Origin of the sequence: Streptomyces spectabilis, assembly GCF_008704795.1 — a bacterium.
In the GTDB taxonomy this organism is placed as follows: Bacteria; Actinomycetota; Actinomycetes; order Streptomycetales; family Streptomycetaceae; genus Streptomyces; species Streptomyces spectabilis.
Genome location: NZ_CP023690.1, coordinates 8,867,904 through 8,882,869 on the forward strand (window position 1 = coordinate 8,867,904; position 14,966 = coordinate 8,882,869).

General features: G+C 74.9%; 10 protein-coding genes. 6 read left to right on the forward strand and 4 right to left on the reverse strand.

Features of this window, described 5'->3' with window-relative positions:
• Positions 1–47: 47 nt before the first annotated feature.
• The 4 genes from CP982_RS37595 to CP982_RS37610 all read left to right on the forward strand — a co-directional run bounded on the left by CP982_RS37595 (position 48) and on the right by CP982_RS37610 (position 5,206).
• Positions 48–1,076 carry a hypothetical protein gene (locus tag CP982_RS37595; RefSeq protein WP_150514573.1) on the forward strand — a complete coding sequence of 343 codons (1,029 nt, stop codon included), beginning with the start codon at positions 48–50 and terminating at the stop codon, positions 1,074–1,076.
• A 155-nt stretch (positions 1,077–1,231) separates the two neighbouring features.
• Positions 1,232–2,734: a hypothetical protein gene (locus CP982_RS37600; RefSeq protein ID WP_150514574.1), complete on the forward strand. Its 1,503-nt coding sequence runs from the start codon at positions 1,232–1,234 to the stop codon at positions 2,732–2,734.
• Between the two features lie 44 nt (positions 2,735–2,778).
• Entirely contained in the window at positions 2,779–3,855 is a 1,077-nt protein-coding gene (locus CP982_RS37605; RefSeq protein ID WP_150514575.1) for a caspase family protein, read from the forward strand.
• The gene (locus CP982_RS37610) at positions 3,842–5,206 is read left to right on the forward strand and encodes a hypothetical protein (RefSeq protein WP_150514576.1); all 1,365 of its coding nucleotides are present in this window, start codon (positions 3,842–3,844) and stop codon (positions 5,204–5,206) included. Before CP982_RS37605 ends, CP982_RS37610 begins: the two co-directional genes overlap by 14 nt.
• 259 nt (positions 5,207–5,465) lie before the next feature.
• Here the strand turns inward: CP982_RS37610 and CP982_RS37615 are convergent, their stop codons facing one another.
• The 4 genes from CP982_RS37615 to CP982_RS37630 form a co-directional block, all read right to left on the reverse strand.
• The gene (locus CP982_RS37615; protein WP_150514577.1) at positions 5,466–6,260 is read right to left on the reverse strand and encodes an AfsR/SARP family transcriptional regulator; all 795 of its coding nucleotides are present in this window, start codon (positions 6,258–6,260) and stop codon (positions 5,466–5,468) included.
• Between the two features lie 136 nt (positions 6,261–6,396).
• Positions 6,397–9,252, reverse strand: coding sequence for a helix-turn-helix transcriptional regulator (locus CP982_RS37620; protein WP_150514578.1), 2,856 nt, complete (start codon positions 9,250–9,252; stop codon positions 6,397–6,399).
• 161 nt (positions 9,253–9,413) lie between these two features.
• Complete coding sequence (locus tag CP982_RS37625; RefSeq protein ID WP_150514579.1) at positions 9,414–9,611, reverse strand: hypothetical protein; 198 nt, start codon at positions 9,609–9,611, stop codon at positions 9,414–9,416.
• Positions 9,612–9,832: 221 nt separating this feature from the next.
• Positions 9,833–10,690 carry an aminoglycoside phosphotransferase family protein gene (locus CP982_RS37630; RefSeq protein ID WP_150514580.1) on the reverse strand — a complete coding sequence of 286 codons (858 nt, stop codon included), beginning with the start codon at positions 10,688–10,690 and terminating at the stop codon, positions 9,833–9,835.
• 179 nt (positions 10,691–10,869) lie between these two features.
• Here CP982_RS37630 and CP982_RS37635 point away from each other — a divergent pair, with 179 nt between their 5' ends.
• Positions 10,870–14,091, forward strand: coding sequence for an amidohydrolase family protein (locus tag CP982_RS37635; RefSeq protein ID WP_150514581.1), 3,222 nt, complete (start codon positions 10,870–10,872; stop codon positions 14,089–14,091).
• Between the two features lie 151 nt (positions 14,092–14,242).
• Positions 14,243–14,938: a L,D-transpeptidase family protein gene (locus CP982_RS37640; RefSeq protein WP_150514582.1), complete on the forward strand. Its 696-nt coding sequence runs from the start codon at positions 14,243–14,245 to the stop codon at positions 14,936–14,938.
• Positions 14,939–14,966 lie beyond the last annotated feature (28 nt).

Consider the following 14,966-nt stretch of genomic DNA (forward strand, 5'->3'; position numbering starts at 1 on the left):
GGCCCGAAGCCCTGACAGTTTCTGCATGCACGCGCCAAACTGTGCGCATGTCCTTAGCAGAGCTGGCGAGCATGGCCGTCACCGCCATGACGACGGGGGTCGCCTCCGGTGCGGGAACCGCGGTGGTGGACGAAGTCCGAGAGCTGGTCCGGGGCCGCCTCGAAGGGTCCGATGAGGGGCGCGGCGCGCTGCGCCGTCTCGACGCCGAACCGAGGCCCGAGGGCGCGGCCGACGACGTCCGCGCCCGCCTTACCGCGCTGCTCGAAGAGGATCCGGAGCTCGCCCGCAGGCTCCAGGCCGCCCTGGAGCCGGACGTGCCGCCGCCGCCCGCCGCCCCGCCGACCGTTCACCAGCAGATCACCATCGGCGGCAGCGCCAACCACAGCACCATCGTCATCGGCCCCGTCGAGCTGCCCCGCACACGGGGCGTGCTCATTGCCCTCACCGGCATCGGCGTCGTCCTCGCCGTCCTGCTGGTGCTCGGCTTCCGCACCGTGCTCCAGAGCCTCACGGACGATGACGGAGGCGGGCCGCAGGGCTCTGACGGCAAGCGGGTCACCGCGCTGAAGAACGCCTCGGACGTCAACGCGATCCTGCCGGACTCCGGCACCCTGCCCGGCGGCTGGGTCATCACGGACCCGCCGGACGTCAAGAAGGGCGCCATCGACGACGACTGCGGATCGTCCTGCACGGGGGTGCTGTTCAGCGGCACGGTGCGCCACGAGATGGAGCCGTCCGACGGCGCCTACTTCGCGGTGGAGACCTACGACACGGCGGAGCACGCCGCCGCGCGGTTCAAGGCCGCGCGCGAGGACCAGAACCGCAACACGGGCGCCTACGAACCCATGTCGATCGAGCCCGTGGGAGACGAGAGCATGGCATACCGGAAGAAGATCGTGAACGCTTCGGAGGCGGAAGCGGGCGCGCGCGTCGGCACGGTCGTCACCTGGGTCGTGCACCGCGCCGGCAGCTCCTCGCTGGATCCGGGCGACCTCAACGTCCTGACCCGCATGCTCGCCGAGCGCGCCCAGCAGGCCCAGAACGGCGAGAAGCCCTTCGCTCGGGCCGAGTTCTGACAGCGGCGCCCCCGTGGACGCCGCACCCCGGGGTAATCCCTGGGCCCGTCCCCGATGCCGAGCCGCCGCTCGGCGGCCTACGGTGGCTGCTGCCAGGAGCTGAGGGGCGCCGCAGACGGCTGCGGTGAGCTCCGGGCGGTCCGGAGGTTCTCGCCATGCACCAAGCCCGCAGGCACTGTGTCCACAGCGGGACGAGCGGGCGGCTCGCCTCGACCACCACCGACGACATCGACGCGCTCGTCGCGCGCCTGAAGGACCGGCCGCGGGTCGTCCTGCACTTCCACGGCGGGCTCGTCGACGACGCGCTCGGCTTCGTGACGGCCGAGCGGCTCGCCCCGGTCTACGAGGCCGCGGGCGCCGAGCCGGTGTTCTTCGTCTGGAGCAGCGGGCTCCTTGAGGTGCTGCGCGGCAATCTGCCGCAGATCCTCAGCGAGGGCGTCTTCCAGACCCTCCTGAACCGGGTCGTGCGCTTCGCCTCCGGCGTCGTCTTCCCGCAGCCGGGCAGCCGCGCGCTCGGCGGCTTCACCGCCCCGTCGACGCGGGCCGTCGCCCGTGAACTGGCCCTGCTGCGCACCGGGCAGGAGCCGTACGCGCGCCTCACGCCACCCGCCGAGGTCCCCGCCATGAGCGAGGCCGAGCGGGTGCGCATCACCGCCGACCTCGCGGCGGACACCGAACTCGCCGAGCGCAACCGGGAGATCGTGGGCTCCGTCCTGCGCTCGGCTCCCGCGACGACCGCCGCGCGCGACATCGACGGGGGGCGCGCGGCGGTCGCCACTCTCATGTCCCCCGACACGGTGGCCGAACTCGCGGCGGAGACCGCCGACGCGGAGAACCGCCGGGCCGTGGTCACCTCCGCGCTCCTGGTGCGCAAGACGGTGCGCGTCGTCTCCGCCGTCGTCGCCCGCTTCCGCCACCGCACCGACCACGGCCTGTACCCGACCGTCGTCGAGGAGATACTCCGCGAGTTCTACCTCGCCAACGTCGGGGCGGCCGTCTGGGACGCGATGAAGCGGCAGACCGCGGACACCTTCGCGGCCGCCGCCGAACCCCGCGCCGGACACTACTTCCTGGACCGCTTCGGCCGGTTGCTCGCCTCCGGGAGCAGGCCCCGGGTGACCCTGGTCGGGCACAGCGCGGGCGCCGTCTTCATCGGCAACCTCCTCACGGACCTGGCCCGCAGGCGGGCCGACGCCGACGACCCGCTGCCCGAGGACTTCCGCGTCCAGGACGTCGTCCTCCTCGCGCCCGCCTGCACCGTCGGCCACCTGGCGGGGATGGTGCGCCGCCAGACCGAACTCTTCGACAGGCTGCGGATGTTCACCATGACCGACGCGGCCGAACGCGCCGACCAGCTGGTGCCCTTCCTGTACCCGCGCTCCCTGCTCTACTTCGTCTCCGGCGTCCTGGAGCGCGGCCCGGAGGGGGAGACCGCGGTGTCGCCCCTCGCGGGCATGCAGCGCTGGTTCACGGCCGAGGACGACACCGGCGGCGCGGACGCGCGGGACCTGCGGGCCTTCCTGCGCGCGGACGCCACCCGCACCGTGTGGTCGCCGGTGGACGGCGGCCCGGGCCTCACCTCCGGCGCCCGCAGCCACGCCGGATTCGACGACGACCCGGAGGTCCTGGCCAGCCTGGCCCGGATGCTCGCAGACTGACGGCCGCGCGGCCGGGGGGACAGCTCCATCAGGGGGAAAACTCGATGAACGACCTGCACTACGCGGTGGTCGTCGGCATCAACCGCTATCCGGCGATCAGCGACCTGCGCGGCGCCCGCGGCGACGCGGGCCGGTTCCGCGACTGGCTGGTGGACCCGACCGGCGGCAACGTACCGGCGACCAACATCGCCCTGGTCACGGCCACCGAGCGCGACGAGCGCGAGGCCGACGTGATGACCGCGGTGCCGACCCGCGAGAACGTCAACCGGGCCCTGTACCTGGCCCACCGAGCGGTCCGCAGAGCCGTCGACGAGGGCGGCAACTGGGCCGACACGCGCCTGTACCTCTTCCTCGCGGGCCACGGCATCGCACCGTTCGGCGGCGACGCCGCGCTGCTCATGGCCAACGCGGCGATCGATCTGCTCGGCAACCACATCGCCGTGCGTCCCTACCTGTCCTGGTACGAGTCGGCGTCGCCGTTCCACGAGATCGTCTTCTTCGCCGACTGCTGCCGCACCCGCTTCGGCGGCGTCGCCGCCTTCGGCCCGCCGTTCACGGACACCATCGAGGCGCCCGACAAGGTCGAGTGCCTCGCCGGGTACGCGACGTCGCTCGGCGACCCGGCCTACGAACAGCAGGCGCCCGACCCGAACCGGTCCCGCGGGCACTTCACCAGCGCGCTGATCGAGGGCCTGCGCGGGGCGGGCGGCGGCACCGTCACGTCCGAGGGCAAGGTCACCTCCGACAGCCTCATCGACTACGTGCGCCGCCACGTGCGGGACCGCACCTCCCAGCAACTCGTCCCGCAGGAGGCCCGGTTCCTGCGCGAGACCAGCACGCCCATCGTCTTCGCGGAAGGCCTCCAGGGCATCGGCTCCTACCCGGTGACGCTGCGCTTCCCCGCGGGCTTCCGCGGCTGGGTGGAGCTGCGCGGGCGCGACATGAGCGAGCCGCGCAGGCTGTACGTCGACGGGGCCGCGGGGGCCGGCGGGGCCGACCACGTCGAGCCGCTCGTGCCCGGCCTGTACAAGGTCGTGCCGGAGAGCCCGGCCGCGCCGGACTTCAGGGACGGCGGATTCTTCGAGGTCGTCAGCGGAGGTGGCCACGGTGTCCAGTTCTGACCCGGCTTCCGGCACGCCGCGCCCCGAGGTGCCGTTCGTCGTCATCCCCGACACGCCGTCCGTCCTGGTCACCGTCACCGACGAGGCGCTGCACGAGGTCGCGCACGGCATGGGCACCATCGAGACGACCGTGACGCCCGGCATCTACCGCATCGAGCAGCGCTTCGCGGGCGCCGTCGCCACCCGGTTCGTCGAGGTCGGCGGCGAGGCGTTCACGGAGCGCCTGCCGCTGCCCCGGGTCCCGGCCCCGGTGCCCGTCCGGCGGACCGCCACCACCCACGACGAGCACCGGGCCGCCGCGCTCCGCTGGAGCCGGGAGTCCACGCACCGGACGGGCGCGCCCAGCTTGATGGTGCTGCTCCGCAATCTGCGCCGCGCCTCGCGGCTCGACCCGTACGCCCTGCAGCTCACCGCGGAGAGCGGCGCGGCCGTGGACGGCGGCGAGGTCGGCTGGCGCGTCGACGAGCAGCAGGGCTGGTCGGCGTGGAGCGGCCCGCTGGCCCCCGGCGGCTACCGGCTCCGGCTGCGCAAGCCGTCCGGCGAGGGGCTTCCGCTGGCCCAGGCGCTGTGGGTGTCCGAGGGCTGGACCACTCTCGTGTTCGTCAGCAACGGCCCGCGCGGCGCCCAGCCGCAGCACGCCACCGTGGAGATGGCGCCGCTCGGCACCGGCTGGAGCCCCGTCGACGAGGAGCTGGGCCTCGCCCGCGAGGCGGCGCTCTCCGGACTGCGCCAGGGCATCGACCTCATCTCGGACCAGCAGTTGTTCCCGATGCTGGACTCGCAGCGCGTGGATCCGTTCCTCGGTGTCGTCGGCGCGCACGCGATGCTGCTCGACCACAAGCCCGATCTGCGGCGCCTGGACGAGGTCGTGCGGCGGCTCGCCCCGCATCTGCCGGGCCACCCGGACGTCGCCGCGCTGTGCACCCTGACCGACGGGCCGCCCGCGCGGGTCGCGTCGCCGCCCATGCTGGCCGCCTCCTGCCGACTGCTCATCGAGGCGGACGCGGCCGACCCCGGAGTGATCGAGGACGGCTCCCCGGCGGAGGACGCCGCCGAGCGCCTGGTGGGGCGCGGCGTGTGGACGACGTGGCTGGAACAGGAGCGCTGGCCGGGCACCCTCGGGTCGCGCGGCGGCCCCGTGCCGCGCGGCACGGCCGGCGCCCGCCCGCTGGCGTCCGACGTGGTCGGCCGCGTCCAGGCCTACGTCCAGGAGATCGCGGACCTGGAGGGCCGGGCCGTGGCGGACGTCCTGCACGACGTGCCGCGGGACGAGCTGTGCCGCAGGACGGGTCTGCCGCACCGGCCGGTGGAGCGGGCGATCGAGGGGCTGCGGGGGACCGGGGCCGGGTGAGGGACGTGCCCGCCGGTGCGGCGGGTTCGCAGGGAGCGGGGGCTGAGCCACGCGGGGGGTGGTTCAGCCCCTCCACATGTCCGGCTCCCGGCGGCCACGGGCGCGGGAAAGCCCCGTCCAGGGCGTGAGCGCGCCACCGAGGTGGCGGCCGGTCGGCCGGCGCTTCGCTCAACCAGGGGAGTTCCCCCTTCTCCCCGCATCCTGGACGAGGCAGGTCCATCGTGACGTGCGGGCGTCACCGCGGCGTCACACCGCCGCCTCACACCATCGCGTGCCGCAGCATTTCCGCGAACATCCCGGACGGCTCGACGCCGAGTTCGCCGCGCAGCAGTCCGCGGAACGTCTCGTACTGCCGTACCGCCTCGGTCAGATTGTGCTCCGCGAGGTGCACGGAGACCACCGCGCGATGGGCGCTCTCCCGCAGCGGGTCGATGCGGGTGCTCTCCAGGGCCGCTTCCAGGGCCGGGCCGTAGGCGCGCATCGCCACGAGCCGCTCCGACAGCGCCTCCAAGGCGTGCAGCCGCAGCTGGTGCAGGCGCTCCCGCTCGAAGGCCACCCAGTCCTGCTGCCAGCCGGGCAGCAACTCGCCGCCGCAGAGCAGCACTTCGTACGCCGAGCGCGGCCGCACCGGCGCCCCCGCGAGGACCTGGCGCGCGGTCGCGGTGAAGTCCTGGATGTCGACGCGCACCTTGCGGCTGAGCGCGAGGGCGCCGCCGCGCGCGTCCGAGAGGGCCGAACCCGCGCCGTTCAGACGCCACATGGCGGTGCGCAGACTGGCGCGGGCCCGCGCCTCGGTGGCGTCCGGCCACAGCATGCCCGCGAGCGTGGAGCGCGTGGCCGTGCCGCACAGGGCGAGCCGCGCGAGGACCTGCTGCCCGCTGGTGGGCACCTCCACCGGTTCGCCGCCCCAGCCGCAACAGCACGCGAGGTCCCCGTCGGTGCCGCGGTCGTCGCCGCTCGCCGTGCCCTCACGGGTGAGGAGAAAGCCGCCGAGCAGCCGCAGGCGCAGCGTGGGCCGTTCGGCACCGGCCGCCGCGCACGTGAACGAAGCCATCGAGCCACCTCCAGGGGTCTGGCCGACGCCCTGCCGTCGGGCACGAACGTACGGGCCCGGGCGGCCGCGCGCCTCCGGGAGCGTGCCGGGGTTTACCCCGGTGTGCCCTCGCGCGCGGCGGGGCGCCCGGCGCCCGTCAGCCCGCCGAGGGTGACGACCGCTCCTGGGGGCCGAGCCGCTGGACCAGGCCGATGCGCGAGGTGATGCCGAGTTTGGCGTAGGTATGGCCCAGGTGGTACTCGATGGTCTTGACGCTCAGCGCGAGGGATGTGGCGATCTGGCGGTTGGTGAGGCCCTGCGCGGCGAGCCGCGCCACCGCGAGCTCCTGCGGGGTGAGCGCCCCGTCGAGGCTGTCGTCGGCGCCCTCGCGCGCCCGCTCGTCGGTGGGCAGCGGCGGGGCCGCCCGGCCGCACGCGCTGAGTTCGCGCACGCACCGGGCCTGGTAGGGCAGCGCCCCGAGCTCGGTCATGACCGTGTGCGCCGCCTGTAGCTGGGCGATGGCCAGGGACCGGCGGCCGATGCGGCGCAGGAACGCGCCGTGGTCGAGCGCCACCCGGGCCCGGACGAACGGCAGCGGGGCCTGCGCCGCGTGGTCCTGCGCCCGGACGTACGCCGCCTGGGCGCGCTGCGGCTCGCGCCGTGCGGCCAGCAGATTGCCGCGGATCCGCGCGGCCGCGGCGAGCGCCGAGTGCCGTCCGCGGGCCCGCGCCAGCTCCTCGTAGGGGCCGAGCACCGCCTCCGCCTCGTCGAGCTCCCCGAGTTGGACGAGGGCGTCGACGAGCAGCGGCTGCCAGTCCACCACGCCGGGTTCGTTGACCCCGTCCTGCTCGGCGAAGCCGAGCAGCGGACGCAGCGCCTCCACGACCGCCCGGGGTTCGCCGCGCGCGTCGGCGCAGTGGCCCTGGGCGCACACCCCGTACGCGTACGCCACGGGAGTCTCCGCGCCGCCGGGCCCCTCGCCCGCCGTGCGCAGGTGTTCCGCCGCCCGGCCGAAGGCGCCGCGGGCGGCGAGGATCTGCGCGGCCACGCCGTGCGTGACGGGCTTCAGCCACCACTGGTCGGCGTCGTCGGCGATGGAGGCCGCGGACTCGGCGTGGATCAGCGCCTCGTCCCACTCGCCGAGCCGGTGCAGGGTCTGGGCGAGCGCCGAGGTGGACAGGAGCCGCAGCGGAACCGTCGTCGCACGGCAGTTGGCGACGGCGCCGCGCAGGTCGTGGCGCGCCCCGTGCAGATCGTCCGACCACAGCCGCAGCTCGCCCCGCGCGAGCAGCAGGTCGGTGCTCTTGAGCGGCACGATCATCGGGTCCGGCAGGTCCGCGGCGAGCGCGATGCCCTCCTTGGCGCGGCCGCTGAGGCCGAGCGCGATGAGGTGGTTGAAGCGCAGCATCCGGCTCGGCCCCTGCGCGGTGGAGAGCCGCTGGGCGCGCTCGGCCCACCGCGCCGCCGACGCGGCCTGCCCGCACATCACGGCCGCGTAGCTCAACTGCTCGGCCGCGCGCGCCGCGAGGGCGGGCTCGCGCTCCTGGTCGCACTGCTCCCAGGCGTCGACGAGCAGCGTCCACGCCGCCTGCGTACGGCCCTGGACGCGGGCCACATAGCCGCGGACGTAGCCGCGAAGGGCCGGGTCCGCGGACTCCGGAAGGCCGGTGGCCAGCTCGGCGGCCTCCTGGACGCGGCCGTCGAGCAGCAGCGCCTCGACAGCCTCCACGGCGAGCCGGTCCCGCTCCCGGGAGCTGGTCGCCACCCGTGAGGCGTGCCGCAGATGGGTTCCGGCGACGGCCCACTGGCCGGTGGCCGCCTCGCGGCGCGCGCAGGCGGCGAGCGCGGCGGCGAGCTGTTCGTCGGGCCCCGTGGCGGCGAGCACGCGGTGGCGGAGCTTCGAGTACTCGTCGGCGACCAAAGCGGCGGCCCGGGTGTGCAGGGCCGCGCGCTGGGCGGGCCCGATGTCCTGGTAGACGGCCGCGTGCACCAGCGGGTGCGGGAAGCAGATCTGTGGCGCGGAGGCCCCGCCGTGCGTCTCGCGCAGCAGCCCCGCCTTGACGGCCCGCTCCAGGGCGGGCAGCGGCTGCGCGACCTTGGCGAGGCGCGCGGCGACCTGTAATCGGCAGGAGAGCCCGAGCACGCTGACCGCCTGCACCAGGCGCTGGGCCTGCGTCCCGCACCCGGCGAGGTTGGCGAGCACCAGCATGGCGTACGAACGCGGCGCGGGCAGCGGTGTCGTGACGTCGAGCAGCACGGCCGACGGCACCTGGTCGAGCAGCGCACGGGCGTGCAGCGGGTTGCCGTGGGTGTGGGTGTGCAGCCGCAGGGACGCCGAGTGCGGCAGCCGGGCCACGCCCAACCGGTCACTGAGCGCGGCGAGTTCGTCCGGGCTGAGCCCGTCGAGGGCGAGCCGTCGCGTGCGCGCGTCGGTGAGCAGTCTGCGCAGGCCCTCGGGCAGTTCGGGGACGTGCGGGTCGCGCAGGGCGACGACGGCGAGGACCCGGTCGTGCCGCAGCCGGCGCAGCGCGAACGTCAGCGCGTTCAGCGATTCGGGGTCGGCCCAGTGCGCGTCGTCGACGACGAGGACGACGGGGCCCTTGCTCTGCACCTCGCTGAGCAGGTCGATGAGCCCGAAACCGGCGGAGAGCGGCGGCAGGTTGGCGTGCAGCGACTGCGGGGTGCGCACCAGGAGGCCCGCCAGAGTGTCCGGCACCGGCAGCGGGCTCTGCCCGACGAGCTGGGCGAGGACGCCGCACGGCAGCGCGCTCTCGTTCTCCTCGCCGCTCGCGTGCAGCACGCACGTGCCGTCGTCCACCGTGTCGAGGAACCGGCGCACCAGGGTCGTCTTGCCGATGCCGCCGGGGCCTTCGAGCAGCACCAGGCGCGGGGTGCCCGCGACGGCGGCGGCGAAGTCGGCCCGCAGCGCGGCGAGTTCGGGGGCGCGCCCGCAGAAGGCAATGTCGGGCACGGCGGGGTGGCGGAGGTCGTGCGCAGCGTCCTCAAGTGTCATCGCCGCCCCCGGGCACCGGCAGCGGCCACGGGGGGCCTGTGGGAGTGGGCGACCCGTGCCGAACACATGGCCATGGACCCCACGATGGTGGCCAACACACCCGGTGCACAAGCCAAATGCCCGGATCCGTGGCCATGTGGGGCGCCCGGCGGGCCGGTGGACTACGGCGTGTCGTCGGGCGCCGCGTCCCCCAGGGCGAAGGCCTCCGGCAGCGGCGGTTCGAGCAGGGAGAGCAGTTCCAGCCAGCCGTGGAACGGCCGCGGCGGACTGTCGGGATGCTCGGAGTTCTCCGCGGTCTCGCACACGACGTTCCCGCACACCCCGTCGTGCGACCGGTACACCTCGATGACGTAGCGCACAACGCCTCCCGGGGTCGCTGCGGGGCGTGAGCCGTGACGCGTGACGCCGGCGAAGGACGTGACGCGTGCACAGCAGTGACGCATGGCAAGGGCGACCAGGATAGGAGCCCCGGCGTGGCCGCCGCTTCGGTGCGGCACCTAGGGAAGTCCCTAGGGCGGCAGGGGAGTTACGTGGGTGGCGTAGCGGCTCGGTGTGCGGCGAGGGCCTGTCGGGGCCGCGCTCACCGCTCCCAGGCGCGCGCCAGCTGGGCCCGCAGCAGGGGCACCGGGCTGTCGTCGTCCCCGTACAGCCGGTCGGCGAGCCGGACCGCGGTGTCGCAGCGGGCCAGGAACAGCCCGCGCTCGGCCACGTCCCGCGCGTGTCCGGCCGCTGCGGCCACCCGCGCGGCCGCCGCGGCGCCGACGGACAGGGCGAGCCCGGCGACGTCCTCGGCGGGGTCGCCCACGACGGCGTCCGCCCAGTCGAGCACGCCGCTCACCCGGCCCGCCGCGCTCACCAGCAGATGCTCACCCTTGAGGTCGTTGTGCAGGAGTGCGGTGGAGGCGGCGGGAGCGGGGTCCGCCGTGGCGCCGACGGCGAGCCCGCCGGGGATCTCGCCGTCGGCGGCGAGCCGGGCCAGGGCGCGCCCGGCCGCCGCCCCGAGCGCGTCCGGCGTGCGCGGCGCCGCCGTGGGCAGCGGGGGAGCGGTGGCCGTGCGCAACACCCGGAGCAGCCGCGCCAGGTCCCGCTCGCCCTCCGGCCCCACCGGGCGCCGCTCCGCCGAAACGCCCGGCAGCCGTACGTCGACGGTGTACGCGCGCCCCTGCGCCCAGGAGCCGGACGCGGCGCTCGCGGGCACCTCCACGGACAGCAACGGGCGCAGCGCGTCCCGCAGGGCCAGCTCGCGCCGCTGTCGTGCCGACGCGTCCGCGTCCGGAGCGATCCGCAGCACGTACCGGCCGCCGACCCACCAGGTGGAGTGCTCTCCCCCCTCGTCCACGGGTGCGACGGACAGGTCGCGCTCGCGCGGCAGCGCCTCGCGCACGAGGTCGCGGACGTCGGCGGCGGTGGGCTGACCAGGGGCGGTGCCGGGAAGCATGCCGCCGATCGTGGCAGATGAGGCGCGCGGCACGAACCGAGTTTCGCCGGGTGCACGCCCGCCGTGACGTCCAGGCCCCGAGGCGCTCTCTCCGGGTGACTCCTGTGCCCTGATACGAGGGTGACGGTGCGTGAAGGCGGTGTTGCCCAGGGCTCCGCGGTGCGCGAGTGTGCTGTGTCATGGACCGTGACAGTCACACTGACTCGTTGTCTTCCTCACCCCTCCTCCCGGTCTCCCTGACACGCCGTCAACTGCTCGTCGTCGCGGGCGCGGCAGGCGTCGCGGCCACGGGCGCGGCGGGCGTCGTGGCCCCCGCGCCCGCCGCGGCCCGCCCCGCCACCGGGGTTCCCCTGTCGTTCACCCGCGCCACCAACGGCTCGGCGACCCTCTCGCCCGCGGGCGACCGGCTGATCGCCGAGGTGCAGAACGTCCTGTGGTCCGCCCCGCGCACCGGCGGCGAGGCCGTGCCGCTCACCCCGGCCGGGCTCGAACCCAACCGGCCGGTGTACGCGCCGGACGGCGAGCACATCGCGTTCTGCGCCTACCGCGGCGGCGGCTTCCACATCTGGACCCTGCGCGCCGACGGCACGGACCTGCGGCGGCGCACCGACGGGCCCTGGGACGACCGGGGCCCGGCCTGGTCACCCGACGGCACCAGGATCGCCTTCGCCTCCGAGCGGGGTGGCGACCCGGTGGCGGGCAGCGCCTACCGCGTGCACGTCCTCGACCTGCGCACCGGCGAGCTGACCCGGGTCACGGGCGTGCCGGGCCAGGAAGGCCCCCTCCAGGACGGCCGCTGGGAGGACTTCGACCCCGCGTGGACCCCGGACGGCGAACGCATCCTCTTCGTCCGGGCCAAGGGCGTCACCGGCCCCACCGGTGTCACCCTCGAAGCGCGCACGGTCGCCGCCGTACCCGCCCGGGGCCCGGGACCGGTGCGCGTCGAGCACACCGAGACCGCGAACGCCCAGGTGATGACCCCGGCCCCGGCCCCGGACGGCCGCCGCCTCGCCTATCTGCGGACCACGGCGGCCCCGAACGGCTCCTGTGCGCTCGTCGTGGACGGCGCGCCCGTCGACGTCCCCGGCGACATCGCACCCGTCCCGCCCCGCTGGACGAAGGACGGCGACCTGCTGCTCACCGTCGACGGCCGCTTCACCCTCGTGCGCCCCGACGCCCCCGGCACTCCGCGGCCGCTCCCCTTCGAGGGCGTCCTGCCCGTGGACCGGCCCCGCTACCGGGTCAAGGAGTACGACCTCGGCGAGGACCGGGTGCGCCCGGTGCGGGGCATCCACCTGCCCGCCCTCTCGCCGGACGGCCGGCACATCGCGTTCGCCGCCCTGAACTCGCTGTGGCTCGCGGGCACGTCGGGCGGCGAGGCGCCGCGCCGTCTGCGCAGGGCCGCGCCCACCCGCTATCTGCTCGGCCCGTCGTGGGCGCGCGACGGCCGCTCCCTGGTGTACGCCGACGACCGCGACGGACTGCTCGGCGTCTACCGGCACGACCTGGACAGCGGCGCCGAGACCACCCTTGCCACCGGCGGCCGGGTACACCCGGCGCTCTCGCCCGACGGCAAGCGGCTCGCCTGCCTCGACCTGACCGGGCGGCTCGTCGTCCGCGACCTGGACACGGGCACCGAACGGGTCCTCGCGGAGCCGCTGGGCGGCGGTGGCCTCCCCGGCCGCCCCAGCTGGTCGCCCGACGGCCGCCACCTCGCGTTCTGCGACCGCAACCGGCTCAACCTGCGCTTCCGCGAGGGCTACAACCTCGTCCGCGTCGTCGACACCGCCGGCGGCACCGCCCGCCTCCACCCGGTCGCGCCGCACACCTCCATCGCCGACCGCTACGACTCCGGGCCCGTCTGGTCGCCTGACGGGCGCTGGCTCGCCGTGATCGTCGAATCCGCCCTGTGCCTGCTGCCCGTGGCGGCCGACGGCACCCCGCGCGGCAAGCTCCGCACCCTCACCACCGAGCCCGCCGACCACCCCACCTGGTCGGGCGACTCCACGACCCTGCTCTATCTGTCGGGCGCCCGCCTGCGCCTCATCGGCGTCGACGGCGGCCGGGCCCGCACCGTGCGGGTCCCGCTCGACCAGCGCCGCCCCGCCCCCGCCGACACCGTGGTGCACGCCGGACGGCTGTGGGACGGCACCGGCACCACCGTGCGCGAGGACGTCGACATCGTGGTGCGCCGGGGCCGTGTCACCGAGGTCGCGCCGCACCGGGCCGCGCGGACGGCCGAGCGCAGGATCGACGCCTCCGACCGCACCGTGCTCCCCGGCCTGTGGGACACGCACACCCACCCCTGGCAGAGCACGTACGGCGGACGGCAGACGGCGGGTCAGCTCACGTACGGCATCACCACCGCCGTCTCCCTCGGCGGCTTCGCCCACGAACAGGCCCGCATCCGCGAGGCGGTGGCCACCGGACAGCTCGCCGGGCCGCGCCTGCTGACCACGGGCGAACTCCTGGACGGCGGCCGCGTCGCGTACAGCATGGGGCGCGCCCACCGCACCCGGGCGGGGCTCAGACGCTCCCTGGAGCGGGCCGAGCAACTCGACTGGGACTTCGTCAAGACGTACGTACGCGCGCCGAGCTGGATCATGGAGGAGGCGGCGCGGTTCGCCCACGAGCGGCTCGGCGTGCGCAGCGGCAGCCACTTCCTGTCACCGGGCATCCAGACGGGCCAGGACCTGACGAGCCATTTGCAGGCCACCCAGCGGGCCGAGTTCGGGCACGCCATCACCGCGTCGGGCCGCGCCTACGACGACGTCACCGAGATCTACACCGCGCGCGGCGCGGCCTTCGCGCTCGTCGCGACGCCGTTCACGTCCGTGCCCCTGATCGGCGCCGATCCCTCGCTCGCCGACGACCCCCGGGTCACGGCGGTGATGCCGCCGTGGGACGTGGAGAGCGTCCGCAAGCAGGCCGCGACGCCGCCGACCGCCGCCCAGCTCGCCACGCTGCGCACGGAGACCGACGTCTACCGGCGGATCCTCGCCGCGGGCGGACTCGTGGCGCTCGGCACGGACCAGCCGCTCGTACCCGTCGGCCTGGCCCTGCACATGGGTCTGCGCGCGCTGCACCGGGGCGGGCTCTCGCCGGTCGAGGCGCTGCGCACGGCGACGGTCCTGCCCGCCCGGCTCTTCGGCCTCGACAAGGACCTCGGCACCGTCGAGCGGGGCCGCGTCGCCGACCTGACGATCGTCGACGGCGACCCGTTCACCGACTTCGCCACGCTGGTGCGCACAGTCGGGGTGCTGCGCGGCGGCACGCCGTACGAGACCGAGGAGCTGGTGGACGCCTTCGCGTCGGCGGCCCGGCGCACCCCGCGCGACACCGACTGGTCGGCGGTGGGCCGGCTCATGCGCAGGGACGGCTGCTGCGACCCGGGGACGTGAGGCGGGGCGGCGGGTCCGGCCCTCCACGGCCGGGCCCGCCGCCACCCGGCCGCTGTTACAGACCTGTGTCAATTCCCCCTACAACGAACCTGGGCCGCGCGCTGTCTACCAGGGGGAATTCGCCATACGTACCAAGAAGGAGCGCGCAGCCGTGGGGGAGACAGTCAGACGAGGAGCCGTCGCACTGGGGATCGCCGGAATGGTGGCCCCGCTCGCGATCGTGATGGGCACCGGCACCGCACAGGCCGCGTCGTGCTCGACGCAGACCGGGCCGTACCAGAAGCAGGTCGAGAAGTTCCTCGGCCGCCCGGTGGACGGCAAGCAGTCGGCCGCCGACTGCAAGGCCATCAAGGCCTTCCAGACCAAGCACAAGATCACCCCGAACGCGGGTTACGCGGGCGCCGTCACCTGGGGCGTGATGGACCTGATGAACAAGCAGAAGAAGGTGGGCGACAACCCGAACAAGGCGGGCAAGTGCCCGACCAACAAGGGCCGCATCGCCTGCGTCGACCTGACGCTCCAGCTCAGCTGGATCCAGGACGGCAAGCAGCTCAAGTACGGCCCCGTCCCGGTGCGCACCGGCCGCAACGGCCACGAGACCCGCACCGGCCTGAAGAAGGTCTACTGGCGGGACATCGACCACGTGTCGAGCCTGTACCACGTGCCCATGCCGTACAGCCAGTTCTTCGACGGCGGCCAGGCCTTCCACTCGGTGGGCATCAGCGTCTGGTCCCCGCCGGGCTCGCACGGCTGCGTCAACATGACGAAGAAGGACGCCGTGAAGTACTGGAACATGCTGCGCAAGGGCGACGACGTCTTCGTCTACGGCCGCAAGCCGGGCACCTGACCGGACCGGTAGCCGCCGAGCGCCGCCG

What these genes read in the sequence shown, in the direction of transcription:
- CP982_RS37595 (WP_150514573.1), top strand. Translation starts at nt 48, where the DNA reads ATGTCCTTAGCAGAGCTGGCGAGCATGGCCGTCACCGCCATGACGACG.
- CP982_RS37600 (WP_150514574.1), top strand. Translation starts at nt 1,232, where the DNA reads ATGCACCAAGCCCGCAGGCACTGTGTCCACAGCGGGACGAGCGGGCGG.
- CP982_RS37605 (WP_150514575.1), top strand. Translation starts at nt 2,779, where the DNA reads ATGAACGACCTGCACTACGCGGTGGTCGTCGGCATCAACCGCTATCCG.
- CP982_RS37615 (WP_150514577.1), bottom strand. Translation starts at nt 6,260, where the DNA reads ATGGCTTCGTTCACGTGCGCGGCGGCCGGTGCCGAACGGCCCACGCTG.
- CP982_RS37620 (WP_150514578.1), bottom strand. Translation starts at nt 9,252, where the DNA reads ATGACACTTGAGGACGCTGCGCACGACCTCCGCCACCCCGCCGTGCCC.
- CP982_RS37630 (WP_150514580.1), bottom strand. Translation starts at nt 10,690, where the DNA reads ATGCTTCCCGGCACCGCCCCTGGTCAGCCCACCGCCGCCGACGTCCGC.
- CP982_RS37635 (WP_150514581.1), top strand. Translation starts at nt 10,870, where the DNA reads ATGGACCGTGACAGTCACACTGACTCGTTGTCTTCCTCACCCCTCCTC.